12 protein-coding genes are annotated in these 15,835 nt (G+C 47.6%); 11 read left to right on the top strand and 1 reads right to left on the bottom strand.

From position 1 onward, the window contains the following. The first annotated feature begins 107 nt into the window (after window positions 1–107). The 8 genes from BUA17_RS13840 to BUA17_RS13805 all read left to right on the top strand — a co-directional run bounded on the left by BUA17_RS13840 (window position 108) and on the right by BUA17_RS13805 (window position 10,609). Complete coding sequence (locus BUA17_RS13840) at window positions 108–4,172, top strand: DNA polymerase III subunit alpha (RefSeq protein ID WP_072733983.1); 4,065 nt, start codon at window positions 108–110, stop codon at window positions 4,170–4,172. 560 nt (window positions 4,173–4,732) lie between these two features. Then, the gene (locus BUA17_RS13835) at window positions 4,733–5,224 is read left to right on the top strand and encodes a phosphatidylglycerophosphatase A family protein (RefSeq protein ID WP_024629130.1); all 492 of its coding nucleotides are present in this window, start codon (window positions 4,733–4,735) and stop codon (window positions 5,222–5,224) included. Between the two features lie 286 nt (window positions 5,225–5,510). Then, window positions 5,511–5,699 (top strand): hypothetical protein, encoded by a 189-nt coding sequence (locus BUA17_RS13830; protein WP_017689496.1) that lies wholly within the window; start codon window positions 5,511–5,513, stop codon window positions 5,697–5,699. A 406-nt stretch (window positions 5,700–6,105) separates the two neighbouring features. Beyond that, complete coding sequence (gene accD, locus BUA17_RS13825) at window positions 6,106–6,999, top strand: acetyl-CoA carboxylase, carboxyltransferase subunit beta (RefSeq protein ID WP_063568087.1); 894 nt, start codon at window positions 6,106–6,108, stop codon at window positions 6,997–6,999. After that, window positions 7,000–8,031: an acetyl-CoA carboxylase carboxyltransferase subunit alpha gene (locus BUA17_RS13820; protein WP_064639318.1), complete on the top strand. Its 1,032-nt coding sequence runs from the start codon at window positions 7,000–7,002 to the stop codon at window positions 8,029–8,031. It begins immediately after the preceding gene. A gap of 105 nt (window positions 8,032–8,136) precedes the next feature. Further along, on the top strand, window positions 8,137–9,564 hold the full coding sequence (pyk, locus tag BUA17_RS13815) for a pyruvate kinase (RefSeq protein WP_063568089.1): 1,428 nt from the start codon (window positions 8,137–8,139) through the stop codon (window positions 9,562–9,564). 130 nt (window positions 9,565–9,694) lie between these two features. After that, a complete protein-coding gene (locus tag BUA17_RS13810) occupies window positions 9,695–10,201 on the top strand; it encodes an acyl-CoA thioesterase (RefSeq protein WP_063568090.1) in 507 nt (168 codons plus the stop codon). Window positions 10,202–10,207: 6 nt separating this feature from the next. Continuing rightward, complete coding sequence (locus BUA17_RS13805; RefSeq protein WP_063568091.1) at window positions 10,208–10,609, top strand: FxsA family protein; 402 nt, start codon at window positions 10,208–10,210, stop codon at window positions 10,607–10,609. A gap of 71 nt (window positions 10,610–10,680) precedes the next feature. On the opposite strand, the gene ytvI is transcribed toward BUA17_RS13805, so the two are convergent. After that, window positions 10,681–11,799, bottom strand: a complete 1,119-nt coding sequence (ytvI, locus tag BUA17_RS13800; RefSeq protein WP_072733982.1) for a sporulation integral membrane protein YtvI — start codon at window positions 11,797–11,799, stop codon at window positions 10,681–10,683. A 478-nt stretch (window positions 11,800–12,277) separates the two neighbouring features. On the opposite strand from ytvI, the gene citZ reads away from it, so the two are divergent. The 3 genes from citZ (at window position 12,278) to mdh (ending at window position 15,789) form a co-directional block, all read left to right on the top strand. Then, entirely contained in the window at window positions 12,278–13,390 is a 1,113-nt protein-coding gene (gene citZ / locus BUA17_RS13795) for a citrate synthase (protein WP_072733981.1), read from the top strand. 149 nt (window positions 13,391–13,539) lie between these two features. Continuing rightward, window positions 13,540–14,832 carry an NADP-dependent isocitrate dehydrogenase gene (gene icd, locus BUA17_RS13790; protein ID WP_063568094.1) on the top strand — a complete coding sequence of 431 codons (1,293 nt, stop codon included), beginning with the start codon at window positions 13,540–13,542 and terminating at the stop codon, window positions 14,830–14,832. A gap of 15 nt (window positions 14,833–14,847) precedes the next feature. After that, window positions 14,848–15,789: a malate dehydrogenase gene (mdh, locus tag BUA17_RS13785; protein WP_072733980.1), complete on the top strand. Its 942-nt coding sequence runs from the start codon at window positions 14,848–14,850 to the stop codon at window positions 15,787–15,789. Window positions 15,790–15,835 lie beyond the last annotated feature (46 nt).

Raw genomic sequence — 15,835 nt, 5'->3', positions numbered from 1 at the left:
CTTTCGGTCTGAACCGAAGGATGAAAAATACGGATAGAAGAAGACAGTGCAGTAACCTGATGCAAAAAGGTTGATGCGACTGTCCATGGCGAAAGGAAGAAAAAAACATGAGTTCTTTTGTGCATTTGCACGTTCACAGTGAATATAGTTTGCTGGACGGCGCTGCGCGTATACCGGATCTCGTGAATAAGGCCGCGGATCTCGGAATGACTACGCTGGCATTGACCGACCACGGTGTAATGTATGGTGCTATTCCTTTCTATAAAGCATGCGTCGAGCGGGGAATTAAGCCGATCATTGGATGTGAGGCTTATATGACTGCCGGGTCTCGCAAAGAGCGGGGAAGCCGCAAGGATCAGCCGATCCATCATCTGATTTTACTAGCCAAAAATATGACGGGTTATCAAAATCTGATGAAACTATGCTCCATCGGACATTTGGAAGGCTTCCATTACAAACCACGTATTGATATGGAGAGTCTGGCTGCCCATCACGAGGGTATCATCTGTTTAAGTGCATGTCTGGGAGGCGAGGTTCCCCAGCATCTGCTGCATGGACGAGAGGAAGAGGCAAAGCGTGCGGCGCTGCGTTACAAAAATATTTTTGGTGCCGATTTCTATCTGGAACTGCAGGATCATGGGCTATCTGAGCAAAAAAGAGTGAACCCTCAGCTGATTCGTCTGGCAGCAGAACTGGATATTCCATTGGTGGCGACTAATGATGCGCATTATCTGTCCGAAGAGGACGCTGAGCTTCAGGATGTGTTGATCTGCATCGGAACAGGGAAAACGGTAGATGACGAGAATCGGCTGCGCATTGGAACCAATCAGCTCTATCTCAAGAGTGAACAAGAAATGGCGCGTTTGTTCCCACATGTGCCCGAGGCTTTGGCGAATACGGTTCGCATCGCGGAGTCATGTGAGTTGCAGCTCGAATTCGGCAAATCCATTTTGCCGGAGTACAGACCGCTTCCTGAAGGGAAAAGTCCTTCTACCTATCTGCGTCAGTTGTGCGAAGAGGGAATGGAAGAGCGCTATAGTGAATCATCACGTTGGACGGACTCGGAGCTCAGAGCCGCACTTGAACAGCGGCTGGATTATGAGCTCCGGGTTATAGACAGTATGGGATTCTCGGATTATTTTCTGATCGTGTGGGATTTTATCGCCTATTCTCACCAGCAGGGAATTGTTACCGGACCGGGACGTGGCTCCTCGGCAGGTAGTCTGGTTGCCTATACCTTGCGTATTACAGACGTTGATCCCATGAAGTATAACCTGCTCTTCGAGAGGTTTTTGAATCCGGAACGGATCTCCATGCCCGATATTGATATCGACTTCAGCGATGAACGTAGGGACGAAGTCATTGAATATGTGGCGAAAAAATATGGCAAAGCCCATGTCGCCCAGATCATTACCTTTGGTACGATGGCTGCCCGTGCAGCCGTTCGGGACGTCGGACGTGCACTGAATGTGCCTTACGGCGAGGTGGACAAGGCAGCGAAGCTGATTCCTGCACAGCTTGGTATTAACATTCAGCGGGCAATGGAATCCACCCCTGAACTAAAGGCTTTGTATGAGACCAAGCCGAAAACACGTGAATTGCTCGATATGGCCATGAAGGTGGAAGGTATGCCTCGTCATGCTTCCACACATGCGGCGGGGGTTGTCATCTCCCGTGATCCGCTGACGGATGCTGTTCCGCTTCAGGAGGGCAGTGAGGGAACGGCCTTAACGCAATATTCCATGGAAAACCTGGAGTCTATCGGACTGCTCAAAATGGACTTCCTCGGTCTGCGTACCCTTTCAATTATTGAACGCTGTCTGCGCTGGATTGGGGAAAATGCCGAAATTCCGGATTTTCGTCATATTCCGGATGACGACGCACTCACATATGAGATGCTTGGTCGAGGCGACACGATGGGGATATTCCAGCTCGAATCCGCAGGAGTGCGTCGTGTCCTGAAGGAGCTGAAGCCAAGTGTATTTGAAGATATTATTTCCGTGCTGGCCTTGTATCGTCCGGGCCCAATGGAATTCATCTCCAAATACATTCAGGGCAAACATGGACAGATCGAAGTGGATTACCCGCATGCGGATCTGGAGTCCATCCTCAAGGATACGTACGGCATCATTGTATATCAGGAACAAATTATGCAGATTGCTTCCCGGATGGCGGGCTTCTCTCTCGGCGAAGCAGATTTGCTCCGTAGAGCGGTTTCCAAGAAGAAACGGGAAGTACTGGATCTCGAACGTGGACATTTTGTTCAGGGCAGTCTTAAGCAAGGATACAGTGAAGCGGAGGCAGACCTGGTCTATGACATGATCGTCAAGTTTGCCAACTACGGTTTCCCGCGTGCTCATGCCGCTGCGTATGGCGTGCTTGCTTTCCAGACGGCTTATCTGAAAGCACATTATCCCATTCATTTTATGGCATCGATGTTAACAGCCGTTATGGGCAGTCACCGCAAAGTAGCGGAGTACGTTGTGGAATGCCGTCGCATGGATATTGAAGTACTTCCACCGGATGTGAATGAGAGCGGCATTCTATTTACACCTGTGCTTGCATCATCCAACAGAACAAAGGCTGGACAAGCGGCGGAAACCCAACGTTTAGAGGGAGAACATGGGGAGGACGGTACAGCAAGTTCTACGATGGAACATGCCATACATGTTGATGATCATTATTCCGGACAAGCGGAGTACGGTGAAGCACCTCTACCAGATGACCCGGGTCCCTCACCAGACGAAGACGGTAGTGCCTATGAGTGGCAGGCAGCGACGGCTGTGCCAGAGCAGTCCGAGGATCGGATTAATTCGGGCGTAGTGACTGTTTCTACAGCAGAACGTCTGCATGGAACTGTGGAAGAGGAGTCCTCGCATTCTGAACAGCATGAAATGTCTGCTGTACAGGAGAAAGATGGATTGTCGAATCAGAACTCTGATGCAGATACTGTAACCGGGGCGATACGTTTCGGTCTGGCTGCGGTGAAAAATGTAGGTACCCAGGCGATGGAAAGTATCATGATTGTACGGCAGGAAAGACCGTTCGACAGTTTGCTCGATTTTTGTCGTCGCGTCGATTTGCGGGTATGCAACAAACGTGTAATTGAATCGCTTATTCAGGCGGGAGCCTTTGACACATTGCCTGGGCACCGTGCCCAATTACTTGCCATGCTGGATGAGACTGTGGAAGCGGCTTTGAAATGGCGCAAAGAACGCGAGGATCTGCAAATTCAATTGTTTGATTTTGTCGAGACGCCGAACTGGGAGATTGAATATCCTCAAATTCCGCCTTATTCCGGGAGTCAGCAATTGGAGTTGGAACGTGAGCTGTTAGGTTTGTATCTATCTGGTCATCCATTAGATGACTATGAAGATGTGCTTGAATCCAGCGGCGCAGATCGCATTATGGAGCTGACGGAAGCGGCTGACGATACGATGGCCGTGGCAGCCGGGATGGTCGTGTCTGTGAAGTCAATTACGACGAAACAAGGCAAGGCTATGGCGTTCATGGAGCTGGAAGACCAGATCGAACGCTGTGAAGTGGTTCTCTTTCCCGAAGTATGGCGGCGCAGCCAGCAGCATGTCGGGAAAGGTGAACTGCTCGTCGTGCGCGCCAAGGTGCAGCAGCAGGACGAAGGGTTCAAGCTGCTGGCTGAGGAAGTGGCGCCGTTGTCACCAGCGGCACTGGAACAGCAGCTGCGCAGCCGCGAACGGCGCGGTAAGCCCGGCGGCGGCAGTGCTTCGCGCCCGGCGGCTCCGCCACGGCAGGCGAGCGGCGCGGGAGCCGGAGCTGCACGCAGCAGCGCAGGCAAGGGTCCGGCAGCGTCGCACGGCGCTGGGGGGGGATCTGGGGCGGCCGATGCGAATGGGGCTGCTTCCGTGGCTCGTCGGGCCCCTGAGGCCGCTAGCGGCACGGAGCAGAGTCGTGGGCCACGAGTGGCGGAGCAGCGGGTGTTCGTGAAGATCACCCCGCAGTCGGAGAAGCCCGAGCTTCTGGCCCGACTGAAACAGTTGCTTCAGCAGCATTCGGGCCCGGTGGCGACGGTGCTCTTCTATGAACAGCAGCAGAAGCTGCTCGCATTGAGTGATGCCTACCGGATTAAACCTTCGCCCTCTTTGTTCTCCGAGATGGAGAAGATGCTGGGTGAGGGCACGGTCAAAATAAAATAATAGCCTATCACGCAAGAGATTGTTTCTCGATTCAAAGCGCTAACGAATCTACCGCGCCTTAAAGGCGGATGATCGTAAAATGCAAAATTTAACGAACTTCAGTGACGGTACTCCGGTACAAAACTGCGGCACGACTTTATAGAATGACGAAATAACATCTCTGTGATTCGTTAAACCGCAGTTCTGTGGAAATTGGAGCTAATAACGTGCGCTGGATTCGTTAGGTCCGAATCGAATAAAACTTGAAAGGTGTCTCAAGCCATGCTCATGACTTTTGTGACACCTCTCTTATTTCCAATGATGAAACCTGTTCGGCCAACTGCCGAGCAGGTTTTTTGTATTTATTTTACCAATTCCATCAGGTATGCAGGCGAAGGAGATATTGAACGCAAGCAAGAATGTAATATGTGAATCTTTTTACATAATTTATAGGATAAGCAGACTATCAAAGCGAATGTGCATTCCGCATTTTTTATGAACATTTTGGAAGTTTGCCGCATACACTTGAGAACACCGAAGGACCTGGGGGTCCTCGGGGGAGCGATGCGGGAGGTCGAGATATGTCATATGAAATCGTAGAAGCCATGCTGGCCCGGCGGGGTGTACAGATTGATGCAATCGCGGAAATTGTATATCGTCTGCAAAAAGGGTACCACCCGGAACTGACTATGGATGACTGTGTCACGAGTGTAAAATCGGTACTGCAGAAACGTGAGGTGCAATATACGCTGTACACAGGTATAGCCCTCGACGAGCTTGCTGAGAAACGCCTTTTGCCGCAACCTTTGCAGGCAATTATGGAGGCGGATGAATCCCTGTATGGAGTGGACGAGACTCTTGCTCTTGGCATTACCCATGTGTATGGTATGATCGGTTTAACCAGTTTTGGTTATCTGGATAAAGAAAAGATTGGTGTCATTCATGATCTGAACGAAGCAGGACCAGCTATACATGTTTTTCTGGACGACCTGGTTGCCGGGCTCGCCGCTGCTGCTTCTGCCCGAATTGCTCACAAAAATATTAAAGCCAAGAAATATCCATCGGATATCTGATTTTCTCCATTTGTGTTTTTCATTCATTTGGTATCTTTTGTTTGTTCAATGGAAGGTCATCCAGGGTGGCTGTTGCTGCCCTGAGCGGCCTGAAATTCCTTTTTGATAAAGAAAGTCTTAGGAACATTGCATCAACCATATCGGTTATCCTCGCGGGACAAATGTCCCTCTAGATCTCGTTTTCTCCCCAAAGGTCCCGAACCCTTCCTTGCAGAAAAAAAGTGAGGTATGTTATCATTAGTCCAATATACGGGCTCTGAACATTAGCTTAGGGGGCGGACATGGCATGTGGACGGTGATTTACATTGCACCGACAGCAAAGGTTGCGGACAAGATTAAGACCAAGCTTTCGGAAGAAGGTTTTCTGGTACAGACCCGTCCCATCAGTTTATCCAAGCAGCAATTTGAGATTCGCGTCCCTTCAGGGGAATTGGAAGAGGTTCAGGAAGTGCTGAATTCGATTCTGCATTCCTGATTCATTCGATATCAGACGTGCCTTGGCAGATGAAGAAGTACCAATGGTACATAAGGGACTGACCGCGTAAGCGGAAAGAGGAATCGACTTGCATGTATTGTATGCTGCTGTCCTTCCTTCTTTTTTTGTTAGGACAAGGACTGACCAGATTGCTCCCAGAGACCCTACCAAGACAGATTCAAACATCAGCGCAACAATCTTTCGGTTATTGCAGGTAACATCAATCGTGCTGACAGAAGCCGCTGATCCTTGCCTTATACCGGCGGATTTTTTTGTTGTGAATGCTGGACAAGGCCCATGGCAGCGTATGGGTCGTAAGCGGTTTACCGCAGCGCGCGGATGAAGTTGCTACATGCAACGGACTGCAGGTTGCGGCCATCAAATCAACGGCTGGAGAGGTGTAGTTGTGTTCAAAGATATATTCCAGAAAAAACGGAAGTACGCCACCATACCTTCCGAGCGTGCGCTTCGTGGCGAAGGTCAGGAAGCTGGAGAACGTCCAAAACGGGAAATACCTGAAGGACTTATGAACAAGTGCAGCAAATGCGGCACGATTCAATATAGCAAGGAATTGGAAAAAAACCTGAAAGTATGTCCGGCTTGCGGCTACCATATGCGTTTGAACGCAATGGAACGTATCGCCATGGTTCTAGATGAGCAAGGGTTTGTGGAGTATGACGCTGATATGGTATCAGTTGATCCACTTGAATTCCCTGGATATAGTAACAAACTGGAACAACAGCGCCTGAAGTCAGGACTGAAGGAAGCTGTCATTACGGGTGAGGGAACCTTAGAAGGTTTGCCTGTGGTTGTTGCTGTCATGAGCTTCGACTTCTTCACAGGTAGTATGGGTTCGGTTGTAGGGGAGAAAATTACCCGTGCGATTGAGCATGCAACAGAGAAACGCTTACCTTTGATCATTTTCTCAACATCTGGGGGTGCCCGGATGCAAGAGAGTATTCTTAGCCTTATGCAAATGGCGAAAACTAGTGCGGCTTTGTCCCGTTTGGATGAACAGGGCGGATTGTATATTTCGGTCATTACCGATCCTACGACAGGTGGAGTTTCGGCCAGTTTTGCGAGCCTTGGTGATATCATCATCGCCGAGCCGGGAGCTGTATTTGGCTTCGCCGGTAGAATCGTCATTGAGCAGACGATCCGTCAGAAACTGCCTGATGATTTTCAGACGGCAGAATTTAATTTGCAGCACGGTCAGCTGGACATGGTGGTCCATCGTAAAGAACTTCGAGCCACCCTTGGCAAGCTTCTAGACATGCATAGTGAAAAAGGAGGGGTCTAAATGGCGGGTGAGTTGCCATATGAAGCGCCTCTGGTTGAGATGCGCAAGAAGATCGAAGAGCTCGTACAGTTTGGACAGGAAAAAGGCATCGACTTCACTGATGAAATTGCCCGCCTGGAAGAACGTTATCATAGACTCGAAGAAGAGATTTATACCGGCATAACGGCTGCTCAGAAAATGCATCTGGCGCGGCATCAGCAGCGTCCGACGGCACTGGATTTAATCCAATTGATATTTACCGATTTCATTGAGTTGCACGGTGATCGCATGTTCGGAGACGATCTGGCGGTTGTTGGCGGACTGGCGAAGCTAAACGGAAAAACAGTAACGGTCATCGGCCAACAGCGGGGGAAAGATACGAAGGATAATATCGCCCGTTTTTTTGGGAGCGCACATCCAGAAGGATTCCGAAAAGGGCTGCGTCTCATGAAGCAAGCGAACAAATTTGGTCGTCCAATTATTACATTCGTTGATACTAAAGGGGCGTATCCGGGTAATACTGCTGAAGAGAGAGGTCAATCGGAAGCTATTGCCCGTAACCTGCTGGAAATGGCGAAGCTCTCGGTGCCTGTTATTATAGTGGTCATCGGCGAAGGCGGAAGCGGCGGGGCCCTGGCTATGGCTGTGGGTAATCGTGTGTTGATGCTGGAGCATGCGATTTACTCAGCGATCTCTCCGAACGGTGCTGCGTCCATTCTTTGGAAAGATGCATCCAAGGCAGATCAGGCGGCCGAAGCGATGAAAATAACGGCCAAAGACCTTCTGGAGATGGAGGTCATTGAAGAAATAATCCCTGAGCCACGCGGTGGTGCTCATCGGGATTATGAAGAATCTGCGGCTGCAATTAGCGAGGCATTGGTTCGTCATCTGGACGAGATGAAAGGCTGGACTGGTGACCAATTGAAGCAGGATCGGTATGAGAAATTCCGTAAGATTGGATCAGTCACGTTTGAACCTGAGGTGCAAATTGAAGCCCCTCAAGTACCTGTTGAAGTCGATCCAGCGGGTAATTTGTCGGGAAATGCTGAATGATGTGACGAATTTCCTATACAAATGAGCAAAAGTATAGTAAATTTAATAGTTGGAAAAAGAAAAAGAGATAAAAAGATAGACCTTTAAAATCGGAGGAAACCCAAAATGCGCAAAACAAAGATTGTATGTACGATTGGTCCATCCAGTGAATCATTGGAGAATACCAAAAAATTGATTATGGCCGGTATGAACGTGGCCCGTTTGAACTTCTCCCACGGTGATTTCGATGAGCACGGCGGACGGATCACAGCAATTCGCCAAGCATGCGAAGAGCTGAACAAGACAGTAGCGATCTTGCTGGACACCAAAGGACCGGAAATTCGGACAGGTAAACTCGAAGTGGAGCCAATCGAATTGGTTCAAGACGAGTACATCACTTTGACAACAGAAGAAATTCTGGGCACCAAAGAACGTCTCTCCATTACGTATGCAGATCTTCCGAGTGATGTTGAACCGGGATCTACAATTCTGATCGACGACGGTCTGATCGGACTGACTGTGGTGGAAGTACAAGGCACCGAGATCAAATGCCGTATCGTTAACGGCGGTACGATCAAAAGCAAAAAAGGTGTTAACGTTCCTGGCGTTGCCATTTCTCTGCCGGGTATTACTGAAAAAGATGCTAACGATATCGTATTTGGTATCGAGCAAGGTGTCGATTTCATCGCGGCTTCATTTGTTCGTAAAGCAAGCGACGTCCTTGAGATTCGTGAATTGCTTGAAAAACACAATGCTGGACATATCCAAATCATCTCCAAAATTGAGAACCAACAAGGTGTGGACAACCTGGATGAAATCCTTGAAGTGTCCGATGGCCTGATGGTTGCTCGTGGAGACCTGGGTGTAGAGATTCCTGCGGAAGAAGTACCATTGGTACAAAAACGCATGATCGAAAAATGTAACGTTGCAGGCAAACCGGTTATCACAGCTACACAAATGCTGGATTCCATGCAACGCAACCCGCGTCCAACACGTGCAGAAGCAAGTGACGTGGCTAATGCGATCTTCGACGGTACAGATGCAATCATGTTGTCTGGTGAAACAGCTGCTGGTAAATACCCAGTTGAATCCGTTCTGACAATGTCCCGTATTGCCGAAAAAGCAGAATCCGCTCTGCCTTACCAAGAGCTGTATCTGAAACAACGTGTTGCACAACAAACAACAGTTACTGAAGCAATCAGCCAATCTGTTGCCCTGTCAGCTCAAGATCTGAACGCTAAAGCGATCATTACTTCGACTGAATCCGGTCATACAGCACGCATGATTTCTAAATATCGTCCAGAATCTCCAATCATCGCGGTGACAACGGAAGACAGAACTTCCCGTCGTCTTGCACTGGCTTGGGGTGTAACACCAGTCAAAGGAAGACTTGTTGATTCCACTGACGCTTTGTTTGAAAATGCAATTGAAGGCGGCGTGAAATCCGGACTTGTAAAAGAAGGAGATCTTGTTGTTATTACAGCGGGTGTACCTTTGGGTCGTTCGGGTTCCACTAACCTGATCAAAGTAAGCCAAATTCCAAACAACGCATAATTGTGTTTGGACGAGAAGCAACAGGAATGAAGCAATGGGGCGTTTGCGTCCCGTTGCTTTTTTTCCATCTTTATGAGACTTTATCGTCGCTAGATACGTAATAATTGGTATATCGAAGGAGGCCGGTAACATGCAACAACAAAGCAATGGCAGTTGGTACACGGCACGCCTTCGCGTGCGTTATCAAGAAAGTGATCAGATGGGTGTGGTCTATCACGCCAACTATTTGAATTGGTTTGAAATCGGTCGAACCGAGATGATTCGCCAAATGGGGTATACATATCGTAAAATGGAGGAACAGGGGTTACTGCTTCCGGTAACCGGACTGGATGTGAAATATCATAAACCTGCCCGGTATGATGATGACATCATCATTTTCACCCGTATTGCTGCATTTAGTGGTCTGCGACTGAACTATGAGTATGACATAAGGCGCATGACTCCAGACCTTAATGAGCAGATAGGCAGCGGGCAACGAGTATGGTCATCTGAGGAGTCCCTTCCTGGTGAACGATTGGTTACAGGCTCTACCCAACATGTATGGGTCAATGGGGACTGGAAGCCAGTCAGGCTGGATAAGGCAGCTTCTGAGCTCTACAGCGCGCTTGAGAAAGTGTGGCTTTCAGGAAAGGGGTAATACGTAATGCGAAGATGGATGTGGGCCCTGCTATTAATCATTCCGGTGATTGAACTGTTTGGTTTCATTCTTATGAGTGACTGGATTGGAGCCGGAAAGACATTGCTTCTCATGATTCTCACGTCCTTGATCGGTATAGCAATGTTGCAGTTTGAAGGACGAAAAGTACTTATTGATGCCAAATCCGAGATGGAGCGCGGTAAGGTGCCCGGAAGGAAAATGGTAGATGGACTATTTATTTTTGTCGGTGGTTTCCTGCTGTTGATTCCGGGCTTTATCACAGATCTGATCGGATTTACACTGTTGTTCCCAGTAACACGTTCAGTGTACCGTCTATTCTTCCTGGGCTGGCTGGAGAAAAAAATGAGAAACGGAAGTATTAAGTTTTATCGTGGTCCGAAAAAATAGGATATACCAGCATCAGTTAAAGAAAGGCACCCACCACCAGATTCAGTCTGATGAGCGGTGCCTTTTTTTATTCATCGGACACGTCCGTTAATAATATATGTTCGGAGATCACGGAACACGTTCGCTCGATTAAATGCATCAAGGATAACGAGGCTGACAGGGCCGATAATCAAACCGAGTACACCGAACAGTTTCAATCCGACAAACATGCCAACCAATGTGGCCAGAGGCTCCAACCCGACACTGCTGGCAAGCACTTTTGGTTCAATGATTTGGCGAGCAATCAGCACAATGAGATATACAATACTGATGCCGATCCCCAGGTACAAGTCTCCATTCATAAGCAGGTATGCTGCCCAGGGAACCATCACCAGGCCAACGCCGAGATAAGGAAGCAGATCCACCAGACCGATAAGCAATGCAATCGTGAAGGCAGACTTAACCTGGAGCACAAGCAATCCAATCATGACAAATAATGCGGTGATGGAGATCATGATCAACTGGGCTCGTGCATAACCGAACAGGGCTTTTTTCAGATCATTCCATATGTCGGTAATCGGTTTGCGAATGGATGAGGGTACCCAGCCCGATACGGTAATGCTGTGTCTGGTCCAACTTTTGCTTATAAAGAAAGTTGATAGCAGAACCACGATTAATACGGCTCCCATATTGGGTAGAGAAGTGAGCAGGTTCAGGATCATGTTGAAAAATCCGGTGACCAGGTCCGTTACAGCTGTACCTACCGTTTCGGTTGTTTTGCTAATATTGCTGTTAATGGTCTCCTGATAATTGGGATTTTCTTTGTAAAATTCATTAATCTGTCCAATTAAACTCTGAATCGTATCATTCTGAGTCCAGCGGACGAACGTAGCTTTTATCTCATCGACATGAAGGTCGAAGCTCGTCGTTAGTGAAATGACTTCCTTGACCATACGGGTTACCGCGGCAGATAATACGACGACAATGGCCCCGAAATAAATGATTAATGATAAGGTTACAGCCAGCCAGCGGGGAAATCGGGCCTTGTATTGAAGCAACTTCACCAGAGGATTCATCGCATAAGCGATAATCCAGGCGATGGCAAAAGGATATAACAGCGGGAACAGCAGGTATATGGCAACGGCAATGAGTATGGTCGCGATAATCACCCATAAGCCGCGCAACAGGCGTTTCATTATGATTCTATCCAAGCATCAACTCTCCTTATTCCATTTCAAGCTACCATGAGGGAAGCACAGGAAGTTATCTAGTTAATATAGAGCAAATACACTGATTTGAAACGCCAGGATGTCGTCGAATTATATCTTTTCTTTTGCCTAGAGTATGCCTCATGTTCACAAAATATAGCAATAAAAACTTGATTTATAGCACGGATTTATATAAAAAGAATAAAATGTCAACCTTGTTTTTGTAAAGGTTTTCAAAAATGCTTTATCGGTCTGATAAAGAAGTTTGATGTGCGGATGACCTCGCATCATGTTCACATAAACGACAAAATCCAGTATGATGAGATAAGGAAATACCGATTGACAGATATGAAAACCGGATATTGATGTATTTATTAATTTTAAAATGTAAATGGTTACAAAAGAAGGACGAGTGCGTTTGAGCACGTAGATGACACTCTGGATGGGTTCTTGATTTCGTTTATTAAAGGAGAGATGTAATATGACAGCTACCAAAGGTCTGGAAGGCATCGTTGCAACAACCTCTTCGATCAGCTCCATTGTAGACGGTGTGCTTACATACCGTGGTTACGATATTGACGATCTGGCAGAACATGCAAGCTTTGAAGAAGTTGCCTATTTACTGTGGTTTGGTAAATTGCCAACTACGGATGAACTGAAATCCCTTCGCAAAAGCCTGAGCGATTACGCGCCGATTCCGAGCGAGTTGATTGCACAAATCCAATTGTATCCGAAAAACATGAGTACCATGGCAGCACTGCGTTCCGCGGTATCCGCACTGGCTCTGTACGATGAGCAGGCTGACGAGATGACAGCGGAAGCGAACGAGAATAAAGCGGTTAAGCTGCAAGCGCAGTTGCCAACCATTGTGGCAGCCATAGCCCGTATCCGTCAGGGCAAAGAACCTGTGGCTCCAAAAGAAGGCGCTTCCATCGCAGAAAACTTTTTATATATGATGACTGGAGAACAACCAGCCGAGACCGCTGTTAAAGCCCTTGATCAAGCGCTTGTCCTGCATGCGGATCACGAGTTGAACGCTTCTACATTTGCAGCACGTGTAACAGTAGCTACGCTTTCCGACATCTATTCGGGAGTAACTTCTGCGATTGGCGCATTGAAGGGGCCATTGCATGGCGGTGCAAATGAAGCCGTTATGAAAATGCTGAATGAGATTGGAACACCTGATCGTCTGGAAGCAGCTATTCAAGAAAAATTGAACAACCGTGAGAAGATCATGGGCTTTGGACACCGTGTCTACAAAAATGGAGACCCACGTGCGAAACATCTGCAAAAGATGTCCAAGGAACTGGGGGAAATGAACAACGATACACACTTGTACGATATGTCGGTGAAGATCGAAGAACTGGTGACAGGACAAAAAGGTCTGAAACCAAATGTAGATTTCTATTCCGCTTCCGTATATACCCAATTGGGTATTGAAGAGGTCCTGTTTACACCAATCTTTGCGATTAGCCGGGTATCAGGTTGGACTGCTCATATTCTGGAACAGCTTGCGGATAACCGTATTATTCGTCCGCGTGCCGAGTACACAGGCCCAACAGATCAGAAGTACGTTTCAATCGAACTTCGCTAATGGCATCAAAACCAGTATAATAAAAAGGACGGGGTGAAGGGGTGTAACATGTTGGCTGAAATTAGCAGCACGTTCATAACCCTTCCTCCAATAAGACAAGCGGTGTGTTATCATACTGCATCTACGAAACCCAAGGAGGAATTATACTAATGAAATTAGAAAAATTTGCTCACCCAACTGAAGGCGAAAAAATTCAAATTGATAACGGTACACTGCAAGTACCTAATAACCCGATCATTCCATTTATCGAAGGTGACGGTACAGGCCGTGACATCTGGAAAGCTTCCAAACGTGTATTGGATGCAGCTGTTGAAAAAGCATATGACGGCAACAAAAAAATCGCATGGTATGAAGTGTTTGCTGGACAAAAAGCATTCGATACATACGGGGAGTGGCTGCCAAACGATACGCTTGAAGCTATTCGCGAGTATATCGTAGCGATCAAAGGACCATTGACTACACCAATCGGTGGCGGAATTCGTTCCCTGAACGTAGCGCTTCGTCAAGAACTGGATCTGTACACTTGCTTGCGTCCTGTTCGTTATTTCGATGGTGTACCTTCTCCGGTTAAACGTCCTGAGTTGGTAGACATGGTCATTTTCCGTGAGAATACGGAAGATATCTATGCAGGTATTGAATACGCAGAAGGTTCAGAAGAAGTGAAAAAAGTAATCCAATTCCTGCAACAGGAGATGGGTGCAAACAAAATCCGCTTCCCTGAAACTTCCGGTATTGGTATCAAGCCAGTTTCCTCCGAAGGTTCCAAACGTTTGGTACGTGCAGCAGTACAATATGCCATCGATCACAACCGTAAGAGCGTTACATTGGTACACAAAGGTAATATCATGAAATTTACAGAAGGTGCCTTCAAAAACTGGGGATATGAAGTTGCTGAAGACGAGTTCGCTGACAAAGTGTTCACTTGGGCACAATACGATATCATTAAAGAAAAAGACGGTACGGATGCAGCTAATGCAGCTCAAAAAGCAGCTGAAGATGCTGGCAAAATCATCGTGAAAGATGCTATTGCCGATATCGCTCTGCAACAAGTATTGACTCGTCCAGGTGAGTTCGATGTAATCGCAACGTTGAACCTGAACGGTGACTATCTGTCCGATGCACTGGCTGCACAAGTTGGCGGAATTGGTATCGCTCCAGGAGCGAACATCAACTATGTAACAGGACATGCTATCTTCGAAGCTACTCACGGTACTGCACCTAAATATGCAGACAAAGATGTCGTGAACCCTGGTTCCGTTATTCTGTCCGGCGTAATGTTGCTTGAGCACCTGGGATGGCAAGAAGCGGCTAACCTGATCTACAAAGGTATGGAAACATCCATCAACAACAAAACAGTAACTTATGACTTTGCACGTCTGATGGACGGCGCTACTGAAGTGAAATGTTCTGAATTTGCTGATCAAATCATTAAAAACCTGTAAGGGGAGATGTGAATCGTGACTATTCAGCGCAAAAAAATCACAGTAGTCGGCGCCGGATTTACCGGAGCTACAACGGCTTTGATGCTTGCCCAAAAAGAACTCGGGGATGTTATTCTGGTTGATATTCCGCAATTGGAAAACCCGACTAAAGGTAAAGCGCTCGACATGTGGGAAGCTAGTCCTGTTCAGGGCTTCGACAGCAATATCGTCGGTACTTCCAACTACGAGGATACTGCAGGTTCGGAGATTGTTATTATTACGGCAGGTATTGCCCGTAAACCAGGTATGAGCCGTGATGATCTGGTCAACACGAATGCAGGAATCGTGAAGTCTGTTTGTGAAAATGTGAAAAAATATTGCCCTGATTCCATCGTCATTATTCTAAGCAACCCGGTAGATGCAATGACATATGCAGCTTATCAGACGCTTGGTTTCCCTAAAAACCGCGTAATCGGCCAGTCCGGTGTTCTGGATACTGCACGTTATTGCACATTCATTGCACAAGAGCTGAATGTATCGGTTGAAGACGTCCGTGGATTCGTTCTTGGCGGCCACGGAGACGATATGGTACCACTCGTTCGTTATTCCAGCGTTGGCGGTATTCCAATCGATACCCTCATCCCGGCAGAGCGCATTGAAGCCATCGTACAACGCACACGTGTTGGCGGGGGTGAGATCGTTAACCTGCTCGGAAACGGCAGCGCATATTATGCACCAGCAGCTTCATTGGTGCAAATGACCGAAGCCATTTTGAAAGACAAAAAACGAATCATTCCGGTTATTGCTTACCTTGAAGGGGAATATGGCTACAACGACTTGTTCCTTGGTGTGCCAACCGTTCTGGGTGGTAACGGAATTGAGAAAATATTTGAACTGGAACTGACTGCTGAAGAAAAAGCGGGACTCGACAAATCTGCGGATTCGGTTCGTAACGTCATTTCAGTAGTTAACTTGTAAGTTTGAAAACTTTTTGACAGGAACAGACAGAAAACCTTCGGATCAT

Source organism: Paenibacillus sp. ov031, assembly GCF_900143165.1.
Taxonomy (GTDB): Bacteria; Bacillota; Bacilli; order Paenibacillales; family Paenibacillaceae; genus Paenibacillus; species Paenibacillus marchantiae.
The sequence above is the reverse complement of the archived record's forward strand: the minus strand, read 5'-3'. Positions and strand labels throughout refer to the sequence as shown.

Coding starts and splice junctions, on each gene's coding strand:
- BUA17_RS13810 (WP_063568090.1), top strand. CDS start 9,695: ATGCAACAACAAAGCAATGGCAGTTGGTACACGGCACGCCTTCGCGTG.
- BUA17_RS13840 (WP_072733983.1), top strand. CDS start 108: ATGAGTTCTTTTGTGCATTTGCACGTTCACAGTGAATATAGTTTGCTG.
- pyk (WP_063568089.1), top strand. CDS start 8,137: ATGCGCAAAACAAAGATTGTATGTACGATTGGTCCATCCAGTGAATCA.
- BUA17_RS13805 (WP_063568091.1), top strand. CDS start 10,208: ATGCGAAGATGGATGTGGGCCCTGCTATTAATCATTCCGGTGATTGAA.
- BUA17_RS13830 (WP_017689496.1), top strand. CDS start 5,511: ATGTGGACGGTGATTTACATTGCACCGACAGCAAAGGTTGCGGACAAG.
- BUA17_RS13835 (WP_024629130.1), top strand. CDS start 4,733: ATGTCATATGAAATCGTAGAAGCCATGCTGGCCCGGCGGGGTGTACAG.
- icd (WP_063568094.1), top strand. CDS start 13,540: ATGAAATTAGAAAAATTTGCTCACCCAACTGAAGGCGAAAAAATTCAA.
- BUA17_RS13820 (WP_064639318.1), top strand. CDS start 7,000: ATGGCGGGTGAGTTGCCATATGAAGCGCCTCTGGTTGAGATGCGCAAG.
- citZ (WP_072733981.1), top strand. CDS start 12,278: ATGACAGCTACCAAAGGTCTGGAAGGCATCGTTGCAACAACCTCTTCG.